The sequence below is a fragment of the Paenibacillus sp. J22P169 genome, from assembly GCF_059691995.1.
The window spans coordinates 72,004-87,134 of record NZ_JCAUAO010000008.1 but is presented as its reverse complement, the minus strand read 5'-3'; the positions used below and the strand labels follow the sequence as shown (position 1 = coordinate 87,134).

The 15,131-nt window shown below is 45.3% G+C and carries 15 protein-coding genes; 9 read left to right on the top strand and 6 right to left on the bottom strand.

Annotated features, from left to right (window positions below; genetic code table 11):
• Positions 1-28 precede the first annotated feature (28 nt).
• On the bottom strand, positions 29-730 hold the full coding sequence (locus AC58QG_RS28050; RefSeq protein ID WP_497365372.1) for a DUF2225 domain-containing protein: 702 nt from the start codon (positions 728-730) through the stop codon (positions 29-31).
• Between the two features lie 48 nt (positions 731-778).
• On the bottom strand, positions 779-1,171 hold the full coding sequence (locus AC58QG_RS28045; RefSeq protein WP_497365371.1) for a globin domain-containing protein: 393 nt from the start codon (positions 1,169-1,171) through the stop codon (positions 779-781).
• 369 nt (positions 1,172-1,540) lie between these two features.
• Between AC58QG_RS28045 and ylbJ the strand changes: the two genes are divergently transcribed.
• From ylbJ to AC58QG_RS28025, 4 genes are all read left to right on the top strand, one after another.
• Positions 1,541-2,779 carry a sporulation integral membrane protein YlbJ gene (ylbJ, locus tag AC58QG_RS28040; protein WP_497365370.1) on the top strand — a complete coding sequence of 413 codons (1,239 nt, stop codon included), beginning with the start codon at positions 1,541-1,543 and terminating at the stop codon, positions 2,777-2,779.
• Position 2,780: 1 nt separating this feature from the next.
• Positions 2,781-5,375, top strand: a complete 2,595-nt coding sequence (gene glgP / locus AC58QG_RS28035) for an alpha-glucan family phosphorylase (RefSeq protein WP_497365369.1) — start codon at positions 2,781-2,783, stop codon at positions 5,373-5,375.
• Positions 5,376-5,509: 134 nt separating this feature from the next.
• The gene (locus tag AC58QG_RS28030; protein WP_497365368.1) at positions 5,510-6,181 is read left to right on the top strand and encodes a flagellar brake protein; all 672 of its coding nucleotides are present in this window, start codon (positions 5,510-5,512) and stop codon (positions 6,179-6,181) included.
• A gap of 37 nt (positions 6,182-6,218) precedes the next feature.
• Entirely contained in the window at positions 6,219-7,031 is an 813-nt protein-coding gene (locus AC58QG_RS28025) for an NAD kinase (protein WP_477590437.1), read from the top strand.
• A 94-nt stretch (positions 7,032-7,125) separates the two neighbouring features.
• Here the strand turns inward: AC58QG_RS28025 and AC58QG_RS28020 are convergent, their stop codons facing one another.
• Positions 7,126-7,446: a YutD family protein gene (locus AC58QG_RS28020; RefSeq protein ID WP_497365367.1), complete on the bottom strand. Its 321-nt coding sequence runs from the start codon at positions 7,444-7,446 to the stop codon at positions 7,126-7,128.
• A gap of 42 nt (positions 7,447-7,488) precedes the next feature.
• Positions 7,489-8,436, bottom strand: a complete 948-nt coding sequence (lipA, locus tag AC58QG_RS28015; RefSeq protein ID WP_497365366.1) for a lipoyl synthase — start codon at positions 8,434-8,436, stop codon at positions 7,489-7,491.
• An 85-nt stretch (positions 8,437-8,521) separates the two neighbouring features.
• Here lipA and larE point away from each other — a divergent pair, with 85 nt between their 5' ends.
• Genes larE through larC form a run of 3 tightly spaced genes read left to right on the top strand, consistent with a single transcriptional unit; the run spans position 8,522 to position 11,115 of the window.
• A complete protein-coding gene (gene larE, locus AC58QG_RS28010) occupies positions 8,522-9,370 on the top strand; it encodes an ATP-dependent sacrificial sulfur transferase LarE (protein ID WP_497365365.1) in 849 nt (282 codons plus the stop codon).
• Positions 9,367-10,140 carry a nickel pincer cofactor biosynthesis protein LarB gene (gene larB / locus AC58QG_RS28005; RefSeq protein ID WP_497365364.1) on the top strand — a complete coding sequence of 258 codons (774 nt, stop codon included), beginning with the start codon at positions 9,367-9,369 and terminating at the stop codon, positions 10,138-10,140. The genes larE and larB overlap by 4 nt, the downstream gene beginning before the upstream one ends.
• Positions 10,141-10,149: 9 nt before the next feature.
• The gene (larC, locus tag AC58QG_RS28000; protein ID WP_497365363.1) at positions 10,150-11,115 is read left to right on the top strand and encodes a nickel pincer cofactor biosynthesis protein LarC; all 966 of its coding nucleotides are present in this window, start codon (positions 10,150-10,152) and stop codon (positions 11,113-11,115) included.
• A gap of 26 nt (positions 11,116-11,141) precedes the next feature.
• On the opposite strand, the gene larC2 is transcribed toward larC, so the two are convergent.
• Entirely contained in the window at positions 11,142-11,636 is a 495-nt protein-coding gene (larC2, locus tag AC58QG_RS27995; RefSeq protein ID WP_497365362.1) for a nickel pincer cofactor biosynthesis protein LarC2, read from the bottom strand.
• Positions 11,637-11,752: 116 nt separating this feature from the next.
• Here larC2 and AC58QG_RS27990 point away from each other — a divergent pair, with 116 nt between their 5' ends.
• A complete protein-coding gene (locus tag AC58QG_RS27990; RefSeq protein ID WP_497365361.1) occupies positions 11,753-12,799 on the top strand; it encodes a M23 family metallopeptidase in 1,047 nt (348 codons plus the stop codon).
• A 32-nt stretch (positions 12,800-12,831) separates the two neighbouring features.
• Here AC58QG_RS27990 and yunB read toward each other — a convergent pair whose 3' ends face one another.
• Positions 12,832-13,596 carry a sporulation protein YunB gene (gene yunB, locus AC58QG_RS27985; protein ID WP_497365360.1) on the bottom strand — a complete coding sequence of 255 codons (765 nt, stop codon included), beginning with the start codon at positions 13,594-13,596 and terminating at the stop codon, positions 12,832-12,834.
• Positions 13,597-13,928: 332 nt separating this feature from the next.
• On the opposite strand from yunB, the gene AC58QG_RS27980 reads away from it, so the two are divergent.
• On the top strand, positions 13,929-14,822 hold the full coding sequence (locus AC58QG_RS27980; protein WP_497365359.1) for a transposase: 894 nt from the start codon (positions 13,929-13,931) through the stop codon (positions 14,820-14,822).
• The last annotated feature ends 309 nt before the right edge of the window (positions 14,823-15,131 follow it).

Sequence of the window (15,131 nt, the reverse complement as noted above, 5' to 3'; positions counted from 1 at the left end):
TTTATTTACCTGCTTATACATACTTCCTTTAAGTAGCTTGTTTCATCTCATCCGGCAATTCTAGACGCATAGCGAGCATATCTTCTCGCGTTATTACCCATTGTTCACGACTAGCTCTAATCATCCCGGCATCCATAATCTTGCGATCATTAATGATACGTGAAAACCATTTAATCGCATCTGGAAAACGTTTCAATCTTCGGCTCAGTTCTCCCATTAGATACATAAGCTTCGCATTATTCAAATCCATGCCTTCCGTTTCAAATACATTGATATAAGCATCTAATGCAAATGAAAGGAACCGTTCTTCCTGTTCCCAGTCACCCTTCACCCGGTACAGCCAAGCCAAATGATGCAATAAACCAGCGACCACTCGCGACTTCTCGTTTTTGATTTGCGCGCTTAGAAGCGCCAGTTTGAAGCACTGAAGCGAATCTTCCCACGTTCTCTCCCTGCAATAATCGCGCATCAACCAGTTCTGAGCTACTTTTTCATGGAACATGACTCGTTCCGTCGAAGTCCATTTATCCGAAAAGTTCTCCGTATGTGCATACCCGCAAAAAGGGCAAATCCGTACAACGTAGTAATCGGGATTAATATCCTTGTAGTGAAGGCAGAAATCCGTATCTGATTTACTCGCTTTTTTGAAGCTTGGTCGAACCTTCTTCGATTTGAACGAATTGGTACAGTAAGTGCAAGTCACTGATATCTCATATAAGGGTTCGACCACTTCAAATCCCGCCTTTTTCCCTAGTTAATGTGGTTTAGGAAGAACGGACTAGTCTTCCTCAGGTGTGTTAATGAAATGATACGCAGAACCTCTAAGCCGTTCTATGAGAAAAGCCTTTAAGTCCTCCGGCAGGCCTACATCTACCATCGCTTCTGTCATACAAGCTAACCATGCATCCGCATGCTCTCTTGTGATCGGAAATGGCATATGCCTAGCTCGCATCATCGGATGACCGTGGCTATCGGAATACAAGGTTGGGCCACCGAAGAATTGGGTAAGAAACAGCTTCTGTTTCTCAATAACTGGTGCTATATTAGCTGGAAAGAGCGGCGAAAGTAGCGGGTGCTGCTGTACTTTCGGATAGAAGGCCTCTACCAAACGACTTACCGTCTCCGCCCCCCCCATCAACTCAAAAATTGTTCTGTTCTTGCTCTCTGACATACAAAGGAACCTCGCAATTCATATTCAATAGTTCTCTAAATCCTCATCCCCTGCGTGCATGAGCGTTTCTCGAATGACAAACACGAACATACAGACAACCAATCCGGCAATGACACCTGTCATTTGAATCACTCCCGATGTATAGGATTTAAGTTTTACTAGTTCTATTTTACCATAAAAACAAGGACTGAACAGTCCCATGGACCAAAATAAACGACTACACAGTCCTACTTGGACGTAGACGTTTATCTAGAAATAAAGCAAATGTAAGTTGCGGAACGTATACAACCTACTTTTATAAGAAATTCGGGACGGCATGTATGTCCAAGCTTATTCATATAGTTGAATAAGAGGAGGTATCTATCGTCTATGCCGAAGCAAAACTTCACCCCAGCCTTACTTATGTCATTCGTAATTATTGGCATCATTGTATGCTTAATTCTTTTCCCGCATGACGGGTTTCAAGCTGCCTTGCGCGGCGTTTCCATTTGGTGGGATGTGCTCTTCCCAGCCCTATTCCCATTCTTTGTTATCTCCGAAATAATGCTGGGCTTCGGTATTGTTCACTTCTTTGGCACGCTGCTTGATCCCATGATGCGTCCGGTCTTTCGTATTCCTGGCATCGGCGGATTCGTCATGGCGATGGGCTTCGCTGCTGGATATCCCGTAGCAGCTAAGCTAACTGCACAGCTCTGGGAACAGAAGCTGGTTAATCGGGAAGAAGGCGAACGACTTGTTGCCTTCACAACAAGCTCAGATCCGATATTTCTAATCGGAGCTGTATCAATTGGCTTTTTCCATGACGCCACCTTAGCTTTTATTTTGGCCATTGCCCATTATGGTGGCTCGTTCATGATTGGCCTCATCATGCGGTTTCACGGCAGGAAAGCCTTACCTACTCCTCAACCACTTAGGGAGAGGGGCCCTGTATGGGAACAAGCCTTTGAGACTATGCATAACGCGAGAATAAGGGATGGAAGATCTGTAGGTATTTTGTTAAGTGAATCTATTCTCCACTCTCTCCGGTTGATGTTTGTTGTAGGTGGACTTGTTGTCTTCTTCTCCGTCGTTCTACAGGTCCTCACCTCTGCCCAGGTCATGAATGTATTCTATATGCTGATCACGTCCCTTTTAACCATCACAGGGTTACCTCACGAGCTCTCGCAAGCTGTCATGAATGGGTTATTCGAAGTTACACTGGGTGCTAAGGCTGCAGGGGGTGCCCCGGCTGATCTAGCCCTCTCCAGCAAAGTCGCGATAGGCGCTTTCATCCTCTCCTGGGCAGGAATGTCCGTCCATGCTCAAATTGTCAGCTTGCTAAGTCATACGAACATGCGCTATCTTCCTTTTCTTTTTGCCCGCCTCCTTCATGGATTTCTCTCTGCTGGTATTGTTCTCCTGATTTGGGAGCCTATGCAGCGATTTCGAAGTCCACAAGCCGTATTCTCGCCTCACTATGATGCAACAGCACCCATTATGAGCTATTTAAAGCTTATTTTCCCGATAAGTGCGATGGTCTTTGTTGGTGCTTTTACAGTCATCATGGGTCTGTTCCTCGCATATTCCTTACTTAAACTGGTGTATGAAAAGGTTGGTGGAACAAGATAATATGGGAAACTACGATCATGTTTATAAAGGGAGAGAATATTCAGATATGATAGCAGCCGTCCCCCAAGAGGCCAAAGGTTTACCGCAGGCGATTGAGCGATTGAGCGAGCTCGCCTATAATTTATGGTTCAGCTGGAACCATGATGCCCTGCAGCTGTTTGAAAGCATCGACCCTGATCGATGGAAAGCCTTCGGTCATAATCCCGTAAGACTGCTGCATGAACTAGACGAATCACAACTAGAGGCACTTAGTCAGAACAATGTATTTATCGAACGCTATCTCCATGTCATGAAGAGATTCGATACGTATATGAATGAACCCGGCTGGTTCCAGAACAACCATTCAGACGAAGGCTTTGTGCAAATTGCTTATTTCTCTGCAGAATTTGGTTTTCATGAATCACTCCCGATTTATTCGGGTGGGCTTGGGATCCTTGCTGGTGACCATATCAAATCGTCCAGTGATCTAGGAATACCCCTTGCAGGAGTTGGCCTTCTTTATAAAAAAGGCTATTTCACACAAAAGATTGATACAAGCGGAAGTCAACAAAGTGAATTATTCCCCTATGACTTCAAGCAATTACCGATTCGTCCCGTTCTTCAAAATGACCAACAGCTCACGGTCTCGTTAGATATATCTGGTCGCAGTATTACCCTTTTGGTCTGGGCTGCTCGGGTAGGCCGCAATCTGGTCTTTTTGTTGGATACCGACCATGAAGCCAATAATGACGCAGATAAAGCACTGACTGCACAGTTGTATGGGGGCAATCAAGATATGCGGATAGCCCAGGAAATGGTGCTGGGTATCGGTGGAGTCAAGGTACTCCGAGCGCTAGGCATTTACCCAAATGTCTACCATATCAATGAAGGGCATGCCGCTTTCCTTACCTTAGAGCGTTTGAAGGAACTGCTTCACTTAGGCCTTCCTTTTCACGTTGCCGTAGAGACTGTCCGCTCCGCCACGGTATTTACAACACATACCCCCGTTCCCGCGGGTCACGATACCTTCTCTGTCGGGATGGTGGAACACTATCTGGGTCACTTATTCAGCGAGTTGCCTAAGCATAAACAAAGCATTATTTCGTTAGGACTTGATCATAAGTCCGGTCAATTCAATATGACACATTTGGCCATGAATACGGCGGGGCTGCGTAATGGTGTCAGCAAGCTGCACGGGCAGGTTTCACGCGAAATGTTCAAAGAATTTCATGGACATATCGATGCCAGCGAGGTCCCGATCAGCTCTATCACGAACGGTGTTCACTTGGATACTTGGACAGCACCTGCTTGGAAAGAGCTCTTCGATCGCTTCCTCCCTGGCACATGGCGAACAGAGCAGTCCAACGAGCATCAATGGGCTCAAATCGAGGTCATTCCCGATGAATCCATTTGGAAGGTTCATCAGCATTTGAAGGAAGATTTAGTACGTTATGCTCGCAATAGTCTCATGGAGCAGCGCAAACGTAACGGAGAATCCGAAGAACGGATCGAAGAGGTTCGACACTACTTAAATCCTAAAGCCCTTACAATTGGATTCGCGAGACGCTTCGCGACCTACAAACGGGCGAATCTAATTTTCAACGATTTGTATCGGCTCAAGAAATTAATTAATGATCCTGAGAGACCCGTGCAATTTATTTTTGCGGGTAAAGCCCACCCTGCTGATTACCCAGGTCAAGATTTAATACGCGAAATTTACCGCATCTCACAGTTGAAAGAATTTCTCGGTAAAATTGTAATACTCGAGAATTATGATATCAATATGGCTCGGTATCTCGTTCAAGGTGTAGACGTGTGGCTAAATAACCCTCGTAGACCCCTTGAGGCTAGCGGAACCAGCGGCCAGAAAGCAGCCATGAATGGCGTCCTTAATTTCAGTGTGCTGGACGGCTGGTGGGAAGAAGGCTACAACGGCATGAATGGTTGGGCTATCGGATCCACGGGAACCGCGGACTGGGCAGCACAGGAAAAAGAAAACACGAAAGCGATTTATCACATTTTAGAGAATGAGATTATTCCTCTCTACTACAATCAAGGCGAGATCCCCCACCAGTGGATTGGACGCATGAAGCGGTCTGTTCAATCATTAACACCTGTCTATAATACACACCGTATGGTGCAGGATTATACGAATCTTACGTATGTTCCCACCGCCAAACGTGCTCGACTTTTTGTAGCTGACCATTATGATGTGGCTACCAAGGTTGCCGATTATAAGCAGTTCATCCGCACGAATTGGCATCAGGTCCGAATTATGAGTATTGATGATCACGCGAATAAATCGACGTCCGACGTCCCCTTAGATGAGATTCCACCCTCAACGAAAATGATTTCGGCACACATACACTTCGGACCTATTTGGCCGCAGGATACGGCAGTAGAAGTCATTTATTATGCAGAAAATGGCGAAACATGGGAGCAGAAAATCATCCTCATGGCTCCTATTGGGGAACTTATCGATCAATCGCAGCGCTTCCAAGCGACGATTCCATCACATCTTGTTCATGGACCCCACTTCTCGATTCGTGTACGCCCCATCTCAACTAACTTTGCTCATTCGTTCGAACTCTCTCTTGTTACGAGCACCTTGTCTTAACAATAAAATCGTAAAACCTTAGATAAAGCCCCGTTTGGGGCTTTTCTTATTGACTTAGATAAATTATGATGAGAAGGAGAATTTACAGGATGTACAGGCAGATGTGAATGTAAATCTAACGACTTGGTGATGCTATGGATTGGAATAAGGTACTAGAATTGGCTTCCTTTTCGCCAAATCAGGATTGTCATATTATCATTGTTGGTGAAAGTAAAGATGGACAACCTTTCTGTTTTGAAGATAATTTTACTATCGACAAAATAAGTGAAGATTCGATAACGGTATGTCTTGAACAATTGGGCGTATACCCACTCGACAAGCTTGAACATGTTTCATTCGTTGAATTTTCTTTCAAAGACGGTGCCATTTTATATTACGCATATGTCGATTTGCTTCAGCTTGAACTCAAAAAGACAATCTGTTCCCTAACCTTATCGCTTCCTGAGGAAGTTTTTCAGCATCAAAACAGACGATATCCTCGTGCTAAGCTTACCCTCCGTACACCGATTACTCTGCGTGTCGCCGGCATACGAAGCTTATCTGCACAGAAGGGTGTCGCTTTTACCGGACAACTCCTCGATATTAGTGTTGGTGGATTATCCTTTGTCACATCCAACCGACTTTTCTTTCCTTTGATTCTGGAGTTCAGCTTTATTCTCCCGAATGTCAACCAACCCATCACGGTCTATGGCGAAATAATACGAGTTACGCATTTCAGCAACGATAGCTATCGCGTTGCCGCGGAATTCCGGCATACACCTGAATCCATTCTCCAAGAAATCGATGCCTACTGCTCAACTTATTAAGAAGACAATTCTACGAAAACTCTTAGGAGGAACAAGATTGAAATATAACGTCATTGAACGAGGCGATGACATCTCCAAGGGGCTAACCGAACGGTTCCACGCCCTCGCCGCTAAGCAAGGTATGCCAAGGGATGAAGAACATCCCGATATCGTCCTGTCCATTGGTGGAGATGGCACGATGCTTCAAGCTTTTCATAAATATGTGGACAAGTTAGATCATATCGCATTCGTTGGGATACACACGGGGCATCTTGGCTTTTTTGCGGATTGGAAGCCTGACGAGCTAGATCATCTGGCTTCACTTATGTTCAATGTGGCAACACCTGAGGAGCTGCAAGTCGTGCGATACCCCGTTGTCGAGATCGAGATTACAACGGATAAGGGTGTGGAAACGCACCTGGCACTTAACGAGTTTACAATTCGCGGGATTGAAGTGTCACTGGTCGCAAGACTTCACGTGAACGATGAAATGTTCGAGATGTTCCGTGGAGACGGCATCTGCATTTCTTCTCCTGCAGGCAGTACCGCTTACAACAAGAGCTTAGGCGGAGCCATGGTCCATCCATCACTAGAAGCTATTCAAATTGCCGAGATTGCGTCGATTAACAATCGTGTATACCGTACACTAGGTTCATCGATGATTTTGCCAAAGCATCACCATTGTGACATTTACCCGAAAGCACAACAGAATATGCTCCTGTCGTTGGATCATTTATATATGCAGCGTGCTGATGTCGTATCCATTCGCTGTCGTGTTGCTTCCAATGTGAAAGTAAAATTTGCTCGGTTCCGTCCGTTTCCTTTCTGGAATCGTGTTCGCGAGGCATTCGTTGGTCTCGAAGTGAAGTAGGACAATGAACAACAAAACAGACACCGGCATAACAAAACGCCATCTGCTCTCCATAATTATTGGAGTTCAGATGGCGTTATTTGGTTCATGCGGATTAAACAGTTGTTGAACTGATCACTTCTATTGGTGTTTGCTGTTTAGGCGCGTTTACTTTTTCGATAATAAAATACGCACAGCCGAAGTTGCAATACTCATTCAAGTAATCTTGAAGAGCCGCGATGGAGGATTCTTTGGTCGCCTTTGGATGAATTTCTTTGAAAAACCCTCTCAGACGCAATTGACTATATCCCCAATCGCCCACGATATAATCGTACCGCTCTAACACTTCGCTGAAGCGTTCCTTGAACACTTCAAAATTCCAACCATTTTTGTGATCGGTAACAAGCTCGTATGTTTTATTTGCAATATGAATCATGGTGGTAGGAAGCTCTCCTTTCTATGATCCGTTCAATGAATTCTAGACGCTAGATGCGGCTTTAACCTGCTCATGTGCATGATAGGAGCTGCGGACCAATGGGCCTGATTCCACGTGCTTAAAGCCGCGCTTCATACCCTCTTCCTTCAGCATCGCAAACTGTTCAGGTGTGTAATACTTGGATACAGATAAATGCGTCGTGGACGGCTGCAAATATTGACCAATCGTCATAATATCACAGTTTACTTCGCGCAGGTCTTCCATCGTTTGAAGCAACTCGTCCCATTCTTCCCCTACACCAATCATGACGCTGGATTTCGTTGGAATGTTCGGAGCGATCTGTTTAGAACGCTGCAACAGCTCGAGTGAACGGCGATATTTCGCTTTGGAACGGACACGATCTGACATCCGCTCAACCGTTTCCATATTGTGATTAAGAATATCAGGCTTTGCCTCCAGCACAGTAGCCAGTGACTCTTCTCGACCTAGGAAGTCAGGAATCAGCACCTCAACAGTGCATAATGGCAGCTTACGCCGAATCGCTTTGATCGTCTCTGCGAAAATCATGGCACCGCCATCTGTTAAATCATCACGTGCCACAGAAGTAACAACACAATGACGAAGACCCATTTGCAGCGCTGCGTCTGCAACACGTTCCGGTTCTTCCAGATCAAGCTCCGTAGGGAGACCTGTTTTGACTGCACAAAAGCGACAAGCGCGCGTACAAATATCGCCTAATATCATAAAAGTCGCTGTCCGATTCGCCCAGCATTCATGAATGTTCGGACACTTGGCTTCTTCACACACGGTATGCAACGTCTTGGAACGCATCATGGATTTAATTTCTTTGAAATTCTCATCGGTTTTGAGATTGATCTTTAACCAGTCTGGTTTTCTCTCTAATACTTTTCTAGGCACTGTAATTCCCGCCTTTTTATTTGGTTTCTCAATGATGTTATTATAACATGAATGACTGACAAAACAATCCACTTTGGGGGTCAGTTGTGATACACTTGTTTAGATGGACCAAAACAGCTCAGCTTACTACATAAAGGCTGTATGGGAGGATAGAAACATGAGCATACAAGAAGTAACGCGCGAGAAAGATCGCAAGCTTGGCGAAATTTTAAGAAACATGGGCCGTGTCATCGTCGCTTTCTCTGGAGGGGTTGACAGTACATTCGTCCTTAAACGTGCACAGCAAGAGCTTGGCGACCAAGTCCTTGCCGTAACCGCTGCATCTGAAACATTTCCCACGAGGGAGTTCGATGCCGCTGCCCAACTAGCCGAACAATTTGGCGTTCGCTTGCACAAAACAGAGGTAAAGGAATTGGAGAACGCGAATTTCGTTGCCAACAATCCTGACCGTTGTTATCACTGCAAGACGGGGCTTTATTCCCATTTGCAAGATATCGCGAAAGAACTGGGCTATCCGTATATCCTAGATGGTTCCAATGTAGACGATCTAGGCGACTACAGACCAGGTCTTCAAGCGAAGAATGAACAAGGTGTCCGCAGTACGCTGCAAGAAGCCGGCTTGACCAAAGACGAGATCCGAGCGCTTTCCAAAGAGCTTGGTCTGAGCACATGGAATAAACCTTCCTTTGCATGCTTATCCTCTCGTATCCCGTACGGCACACAAATTGAGAAGTGGAAGATTGACCAATTGGACGAAGGCGAGTACTTCCTTTCCCAGCTTGGTCTCTATCAGGTACGCGTGCGTCATCACGAGAAGATTGCTCGGATCGAAGTGATGCCAGATGAAATTCATAAGGTCGTTGAACACCGCGATGCGATCTATGAAAAATTCAGCAAGCTTGGCTTTACGTATGTCACGCTAGACCTGCAAGGCTACCGCACGGGCAGTATGAATGAAGTGCTGTCTCAAGAAACGAAAGATAAGGTGAAAGAAGCTTCCTTATGATGGACTTAGAGAAGATCTTAAAACTCGTCCAGACCGGTGATCTGGATATAGAAGAAGCCAAAAAGCAAATCATCAAGGAAGGCGGCTCAGGTCCCGCCAACCTTGATCTTGGATTTGCGCAGCTCGACATCGATCGCGAGAAGCGTACAGGCTTTCCCGAGGTCATTTTCGGGGAAGGCAAGACGCCCGAGCAGATCGAGGCCATTTTCCGGCGGCTGATGGAGCATACCGACCGCGTGCTAGCCACACGCGTCGATGCGGCCAAAGCCGCTCATGTCGTTGCCAACGTGGCAGGTGTCACCTACCACGAGACAGCGCGGGCGCTCACTTGGTTTAAGCGCCCGCTGCTCAAAGTCCACGACGGCTATATCGCCGTCGTGTGCGCAGGTACCTCAGACCTCCCCGTGGCGGAGGAGGCAGCACTTACGGCAGAATGCCTAGGCAGCCACGTTGAACGCGTGTTCGACGTGGGTGTCGCTGGCATCCATCGGCTCTTCCGCCGGCTCGAACTCATTCGCGGTGCTAACGCGATTGTAGTTGTGGCCGGCATGGAGGGCGCACTCGCCAGCGTTATGGGCGGGCTTGTGTCTAAACCCATCGTCGCTGTGCCGACGAGTATTGGGTACGGTGCTAACCTTGCAGGTATCGCACCGCTGCTGTCCATGCTGAATAGCTGCTCGCCCGGCATATCTGTCGTCAACATCGACAATGGCTTTGGCGCAGGCTACTATGCGGGACTCATTAACAAAAATATGTCGAAAAGAGCGTGAATAACAACCATGCGCATTTTATATTTGGACTGCTTTTCTGGCATAAGCGGCGATATGACCTTAGGCGCTCTAGTAGATGCGGGAGCAGATCGTGCTTATATTGAGGATGAGCTTTCCAAAATCAAACTAGAGCCTTACACCTTGGAATGGAAGCGCGTTATGAAACGCGGAATATCCGCTCTAAAGCTGGATGTCATTCTAGATCCTGAACATCCACCGAAGCAGCACAGACATTATTCAGAAATCGTTAATGTCATTCAAAAAGCAGAATTCAATGAGCGAGTTACAGCACTTAGCTTAGCTATTTTCGAAAAAATTGCGATGGCTGAAGCTAAGATTCACGGGACACCGATTGAAAAAGTTCATTTCCATGAAGTCGGTGCCATTGATTCCATCGTTGATATCGTTGGTGTGGCATTAGCCATCGACTCCTTACAAATCGAGCGTATCTTCTCTTCTCCTGTACCATTAGGATCTGGAACGATACATATCGATCATGGTATTTATCCGGTACCCGCTCCTGCCACACTGGAAATGATGAGAGGTTTACCAATCGCATCAACTCCCTATAGCTTAGAAATGACAACGCCAACTGGAGCCGGTATTATTTCTGGCATTGTTGATGAATTCTCCAAAAGCTTCCCACCCATGGTCGTTGATCATATAGGCTATGGCGCAGGCACTAGAGATTTGCCGAAACAGCCTAATGTTCTACGCGTAGTAGTTGGTAAGATTGACCCGTTTATTGGGAAGTGGCAAGTTAGTCATGAACATCTAGCGCATGATCATAGTCATGAACATACACATACACACGATGACCATCATCACCATCATGAACATACGCACACGCACGATGACCATCATGACCATTCACACAGCCATGATCATAAACACGATCATCACCACGACCATCATCATGGTCACTCTCAAACACACACGCACCATGGCGATGCCATACCTGGCACCCCACAATAGGCATATACATGACAAACGCCCTTCCATCACTGTGGAAGAGCGTTTTTTTTTCTTTGTTGTTGCAAAAATAACAACCTGACTTCTTCGTAGACCATCTTCAGCGGAATTTCATGCAGCCTTGCCACTTGTTCACATTCCTTAAATTCAGGCGCGAATTGCACTAATTTACCAGCGTGGTAACCAACCTTTACAGTTAGAGGCCCCCAAGGTGTCTCAACGTGTACAAATTCTCTTGCTAATCGATGACAAGAAGCATGTAGATACCTTATCCCAAGCGTAGTTGTTTCATTAAAAATAATCTCCTCAATGGAAGAGAGTCGTTCCTCGTCCACAAGTACATTCAACATGGTACCGGGACGTCCTCGTTTCATAATAATGGGCACCATGTATACATCATTGGCTCCTGCATCAAAAAGCCTATCTATCACATAAGTCATCCATTCAGGATTCATATCATCCAAATTAGCTTGAACTAACAACATGTGATCGTCAACGTGCTCTTCTCTATGGTTAAAAGTCACTATTCCCACCTCTTATTGGCATCATAGCAAATATCCCTCAACAACGAAAGATCGAAGGATAAACAACAAGACATCCGTACATCCTAAGAACTAACATTTCAGGAAGGATGATAGAGATGCAAAGCAGAGCATTTTGGTCAAAGGTTCTCGTCCTTAGCCTCCTCCTATCAACAGTCACATTACCGCCTTTTACACATCTGGATGAATCACTTGCTATGGCAAATGACCAAATGACTCCACTCCCAAGCTCCCAACCCACAAAACCTTCACAGGCGGAGCGAAAAGAGCTTTTTGAAAAAATCGGCTTACTCTCGGGTATCCCTTGGACGTACCTAGCTGCTGTAGATCAATATGAAAAAACGATGAACACCGTCAAAAAAAGAACAGTTCAACAAGGTATCACGAACATTTATTTTTCTGAGCTAGTTTGGGCGGGGATGCTCAATCCAGATCCACAAGATTCAAATTTGAAAAGTGTTTCCTTTTTCCATGGATTAGGGCGGGATGGATCGGGAGATGGCATCGCTGACCGTACCAACGATTTAGATGTACTAGCGGCTATGGCTGCGATCTTAAGCAACAATGGAACGAAAATTGATAATTTACAGGTAAATCTCTGGAATTATTATCAAAACGCACGAAGTGTAGAACGCATACGGCAATTCGCTGCGATCTATGAGTCTTTGGGCAGCCTAGAAGCTAATACTCATGCCTTCCCTCTACCTGTTACATCCAACTACTCCTATCGTAGCACCTGGGGGGATAGCCGCGGTTGGGGCGGGCACCGGACCCATGAAGGCACAGATCTTTTCGCTGGCTATGGTGTTCCTGTAAGAAGCACTTGCTATGGCATCGTTGAAATTAAAGGATGGAATCCCTATGGTGGATGGCGAATCGGCATTCGCGATCTAAACAACATTTATCACTATTACGCCCACCTATCTGGCTTTCAAAAAACAATCAAGATAAACGATATTGTCAAACCTGGACAAACCCTTGGTTGGGTTGGCAGCTCGGGTTATGGAAAACCAGGTACATCAGGCAAATTTCCGCCTCATCTCCATTTTGGTTTATATCGTGATAATGGCACAACAGAATGGAGCTATGACCCTTATCCGTCCTTACGCAGATGGGAGCGCGAAGATCGAAGCAAAAAGAAGTAAACCCACCCCTTCGGGTGGATTTACTTCTTTTTTTATTTGGAAACGCCCCCTTGGGGAGTAGAACTCGCAGCCCCTGAGTTGGGTATTGTTGGTAATGTTATACTTGGCGGACTGCCTTCCTTCGAACTTCCAACTGGATTACCCTTATTATCATAATAATAAGTAGGAACATCCCCCACAACAAGCGAGTAGGAAATTGGGATTTCCGTTTCTACGATTTCCGTTTCCGAATCAAATGGAATAATCACAGAAACCTCAGCAACAATGTGCACATAGACTTCGAACATAACCATATTAATGCCGACATTTTGCGTACGTGTATTTAAATCCACCTTCACACTTCCTACAGGAAGCAATCTAATCGGAATATCGGGTCCAAAAGAAGCGAGAATCGCACTATTCATCGCTTGCCCGATGGGAATATGATCAGAAATACTTTCTAAACCATTCAACTCACCTTGGACCGTTTTAATAGCTTCTGAAGTAATCCTCATATGCTCATTGTAATTCAACATGAAACCTGTAATTTTATTGTTTTTATCCATTTTCCAATCAATCAATTGCTCAGCATTCGTTCCTCCTGCCACATGTTCGGCAATTGCACTATTAATCGCTTGTGTTGCAATCTGTTTAACTCTAACCTTGGCCAAATTCATCAAAGGAGGTCTAAGATTTCGTTCTACGAAAATAAAAAACTGTATGCAAAACAAGACAAAGATGAGCAGACCAATCCAAAGTACTTTTTTTCGGCTTGTTTTCACAGTTGGTCTGCTTCTCCATCGTCGTCTCTGTAGCATTCTGTTCCCCCTTTCTCTATTGCCCAGTTCTATTTGATACGCCACAATTCTTTAGTACTACCTTATGCGGACATGATATGAAAAAGAAGATTGATTCCACACGCCTTCCCCTTTCTATGCTATTGCCATACTCCTGTTACACTTTTTATACCCCCTCCCCCTATTCTTATTCCCCACTACTTCTACTCAGGCAAACACTATCGCCACTATCCCCTATACTCAGGAAAAATAGCCCAATTAATTCTTAGGACTTGTTGAAACAGGATCGTATGTTCGGTATAATGAAATTAGAACAAATGTTTCCATTTCTGTATCAACAGAGGAGATTATACATGGATTTTTCAAACTTGTCCTACGAACAATTTCAAACCCATTTTTCCTCTGAAGAGATCTGCATCGACTTCCTTTTTCAAACGAAATGGCCACAGGGCTTTCGATGCCCGCGTTGTGCGTATCGTCATGCTTATATCACCACAACTCGGCGTTTACCTTTATATGAATGTTCCCGCTGTCGTCACCAAGTTTCCTTACTCTCGGACACGATTATGGAAGGCTCCAGAACCGAGCTGCGCAAGTGGTTACTCGCAATTTTTCTGATTTCGCGCACACATGTAGGTACAACTGCAATGGAGCTTTCACGACTTATTCATGTTACTTACAAAACAGCTTGGTTAATGCTACATAAAATCCGCACCTCCATTACGCAAATAGATAACCATAGTCTGATGACAGGTACAGTTCAAATTAACTCTGCCATCTATGGAAAACCCTTCAATTCAACTGTCCACAAGCACCCTCAGGAACATCTCCTGCTCGTAGGCGCCTCACTCCATGTTTCCGGTGAACCCACTTATATCAAAATTAAACATGTTGTACCCTCACACCCTAGGAATAAACATATAACGAAAGTCGACACATCCGCCTTTCAGCAGCGCCATATCGATCCTACCGTGCAGGGAATTCACATGGTTACTGGCTTTTACACGCCAAAAAGGCAACGCCCCTTACTTGAAAATGCAAAACAAGCAAGCGCTTCGATAAATGCAACCTTCCACGGTATTGGTGCGCGTCATCTACAAAGCTATTTAGACGAATTCTGCTATCGGACTAATCTCATTAGGTGCAATATTCCGATCTTTGAACATCTTATCAAAAGCTGTATTCATCATTATCAAGGTGGTACACTTTCCTCAATGAAGCAGAACTCTGCATTGTTATCCTCGTAGTAACGTTTGTAAAGCGATGGCTAAAGTTTGAGTAGAAGACGCACCTAGCTATCTACAACCAGTACTTACTTGACTCCCAGCCATTCCGCCTCAAAGTAATGCCTATATTGTCTTATTTGAGACTTCTTCAAAAAGTCTATCTGGTTCTTCTTTCTGAGCTAAGGGGATAGTGCCAATAGGGGTTCGGGGGTTGGGGTTGGGGACGGAGGGTTGGGGTTAGACTTGATGTGGCTTGGAGACGAAGGCGAAACGTGATACCGATGAGTTGCTCCAACAGCTTGAAAAAAAGGGAAAGCAAGATCTGCTCTC

Coding starts and splice junctions, on each gene's coding strand:
- AC58QG_RS28045 (WP_497365371.1), bottom strand. CDS start 1,171: ATGTCAGAGAGCAAGAACAGAACAATTTTTGAGTTGATGGGGGGGGCG.
- ylbJ (WP_497365370.1), top strand. CDS start 1,541: ATGCCGAAGCAAAACTTCACCCCAGCCTTACTTATGTCATTCGTAATT.
- glgP (WP_497365369.1), top strand. CDS start 2,781: ATGGGAAACTACGATCATGTTTATAAAGGGAGAGAATATTCAGATATG.
- AC58QG_RS28030 (WP_497365368.1), top strand. CDS start 5,510: ATGGATTGGAATAAGGTACTAGAATTGGCTTCCTTTTCGCCAAATCAG.
- AC58QG_RS28020 (WP_497365367.1), bottom strand. CDS start 7,446: ATGATTCATATTGCAAATAAAACATACGAGCTTGTTACCGATCACAAA.
- larE (WP_497365365.1), top strand. CDS start 8,522: ATGAGCATACAAGAAGTAACGCGCGAGAAAGATCGCAAGCTTGGCGAA.
- larB (WP_497365364.1), top strand. CDS start 9,367: ATGATGGACTTAGAGAAGATCTTAAAACTCGTCCAGACCGGTGATCTG.
- larC (WP_497365363.1), top strand. CDS start 10,150: ATGCGCATTTTATATTTGGACTGCTTTTCTGGCATAAGCGGCGATATG.
- AC58QG_RS27990 (WP_497365361.1), top strand. CDS start 11,753: ATGCAAAGCAGAGCATTTTGGTCAAAGGTTCTCGTCCTTAGCCTCCTC.
- yunB (WP_497365360.1), bottom strand. CDS start 13,596: ATGCTACAGAGACGACGATGGAGAAGCAGACCAACTGTGAAAACAAGC.
- AC58QG_RS27980 (WP_497365359.1), top strand. CDS start 13,929: ATGGATTTTTCAAACTTGTCCTACGAACAATTTCAAACCCATTTTTCC.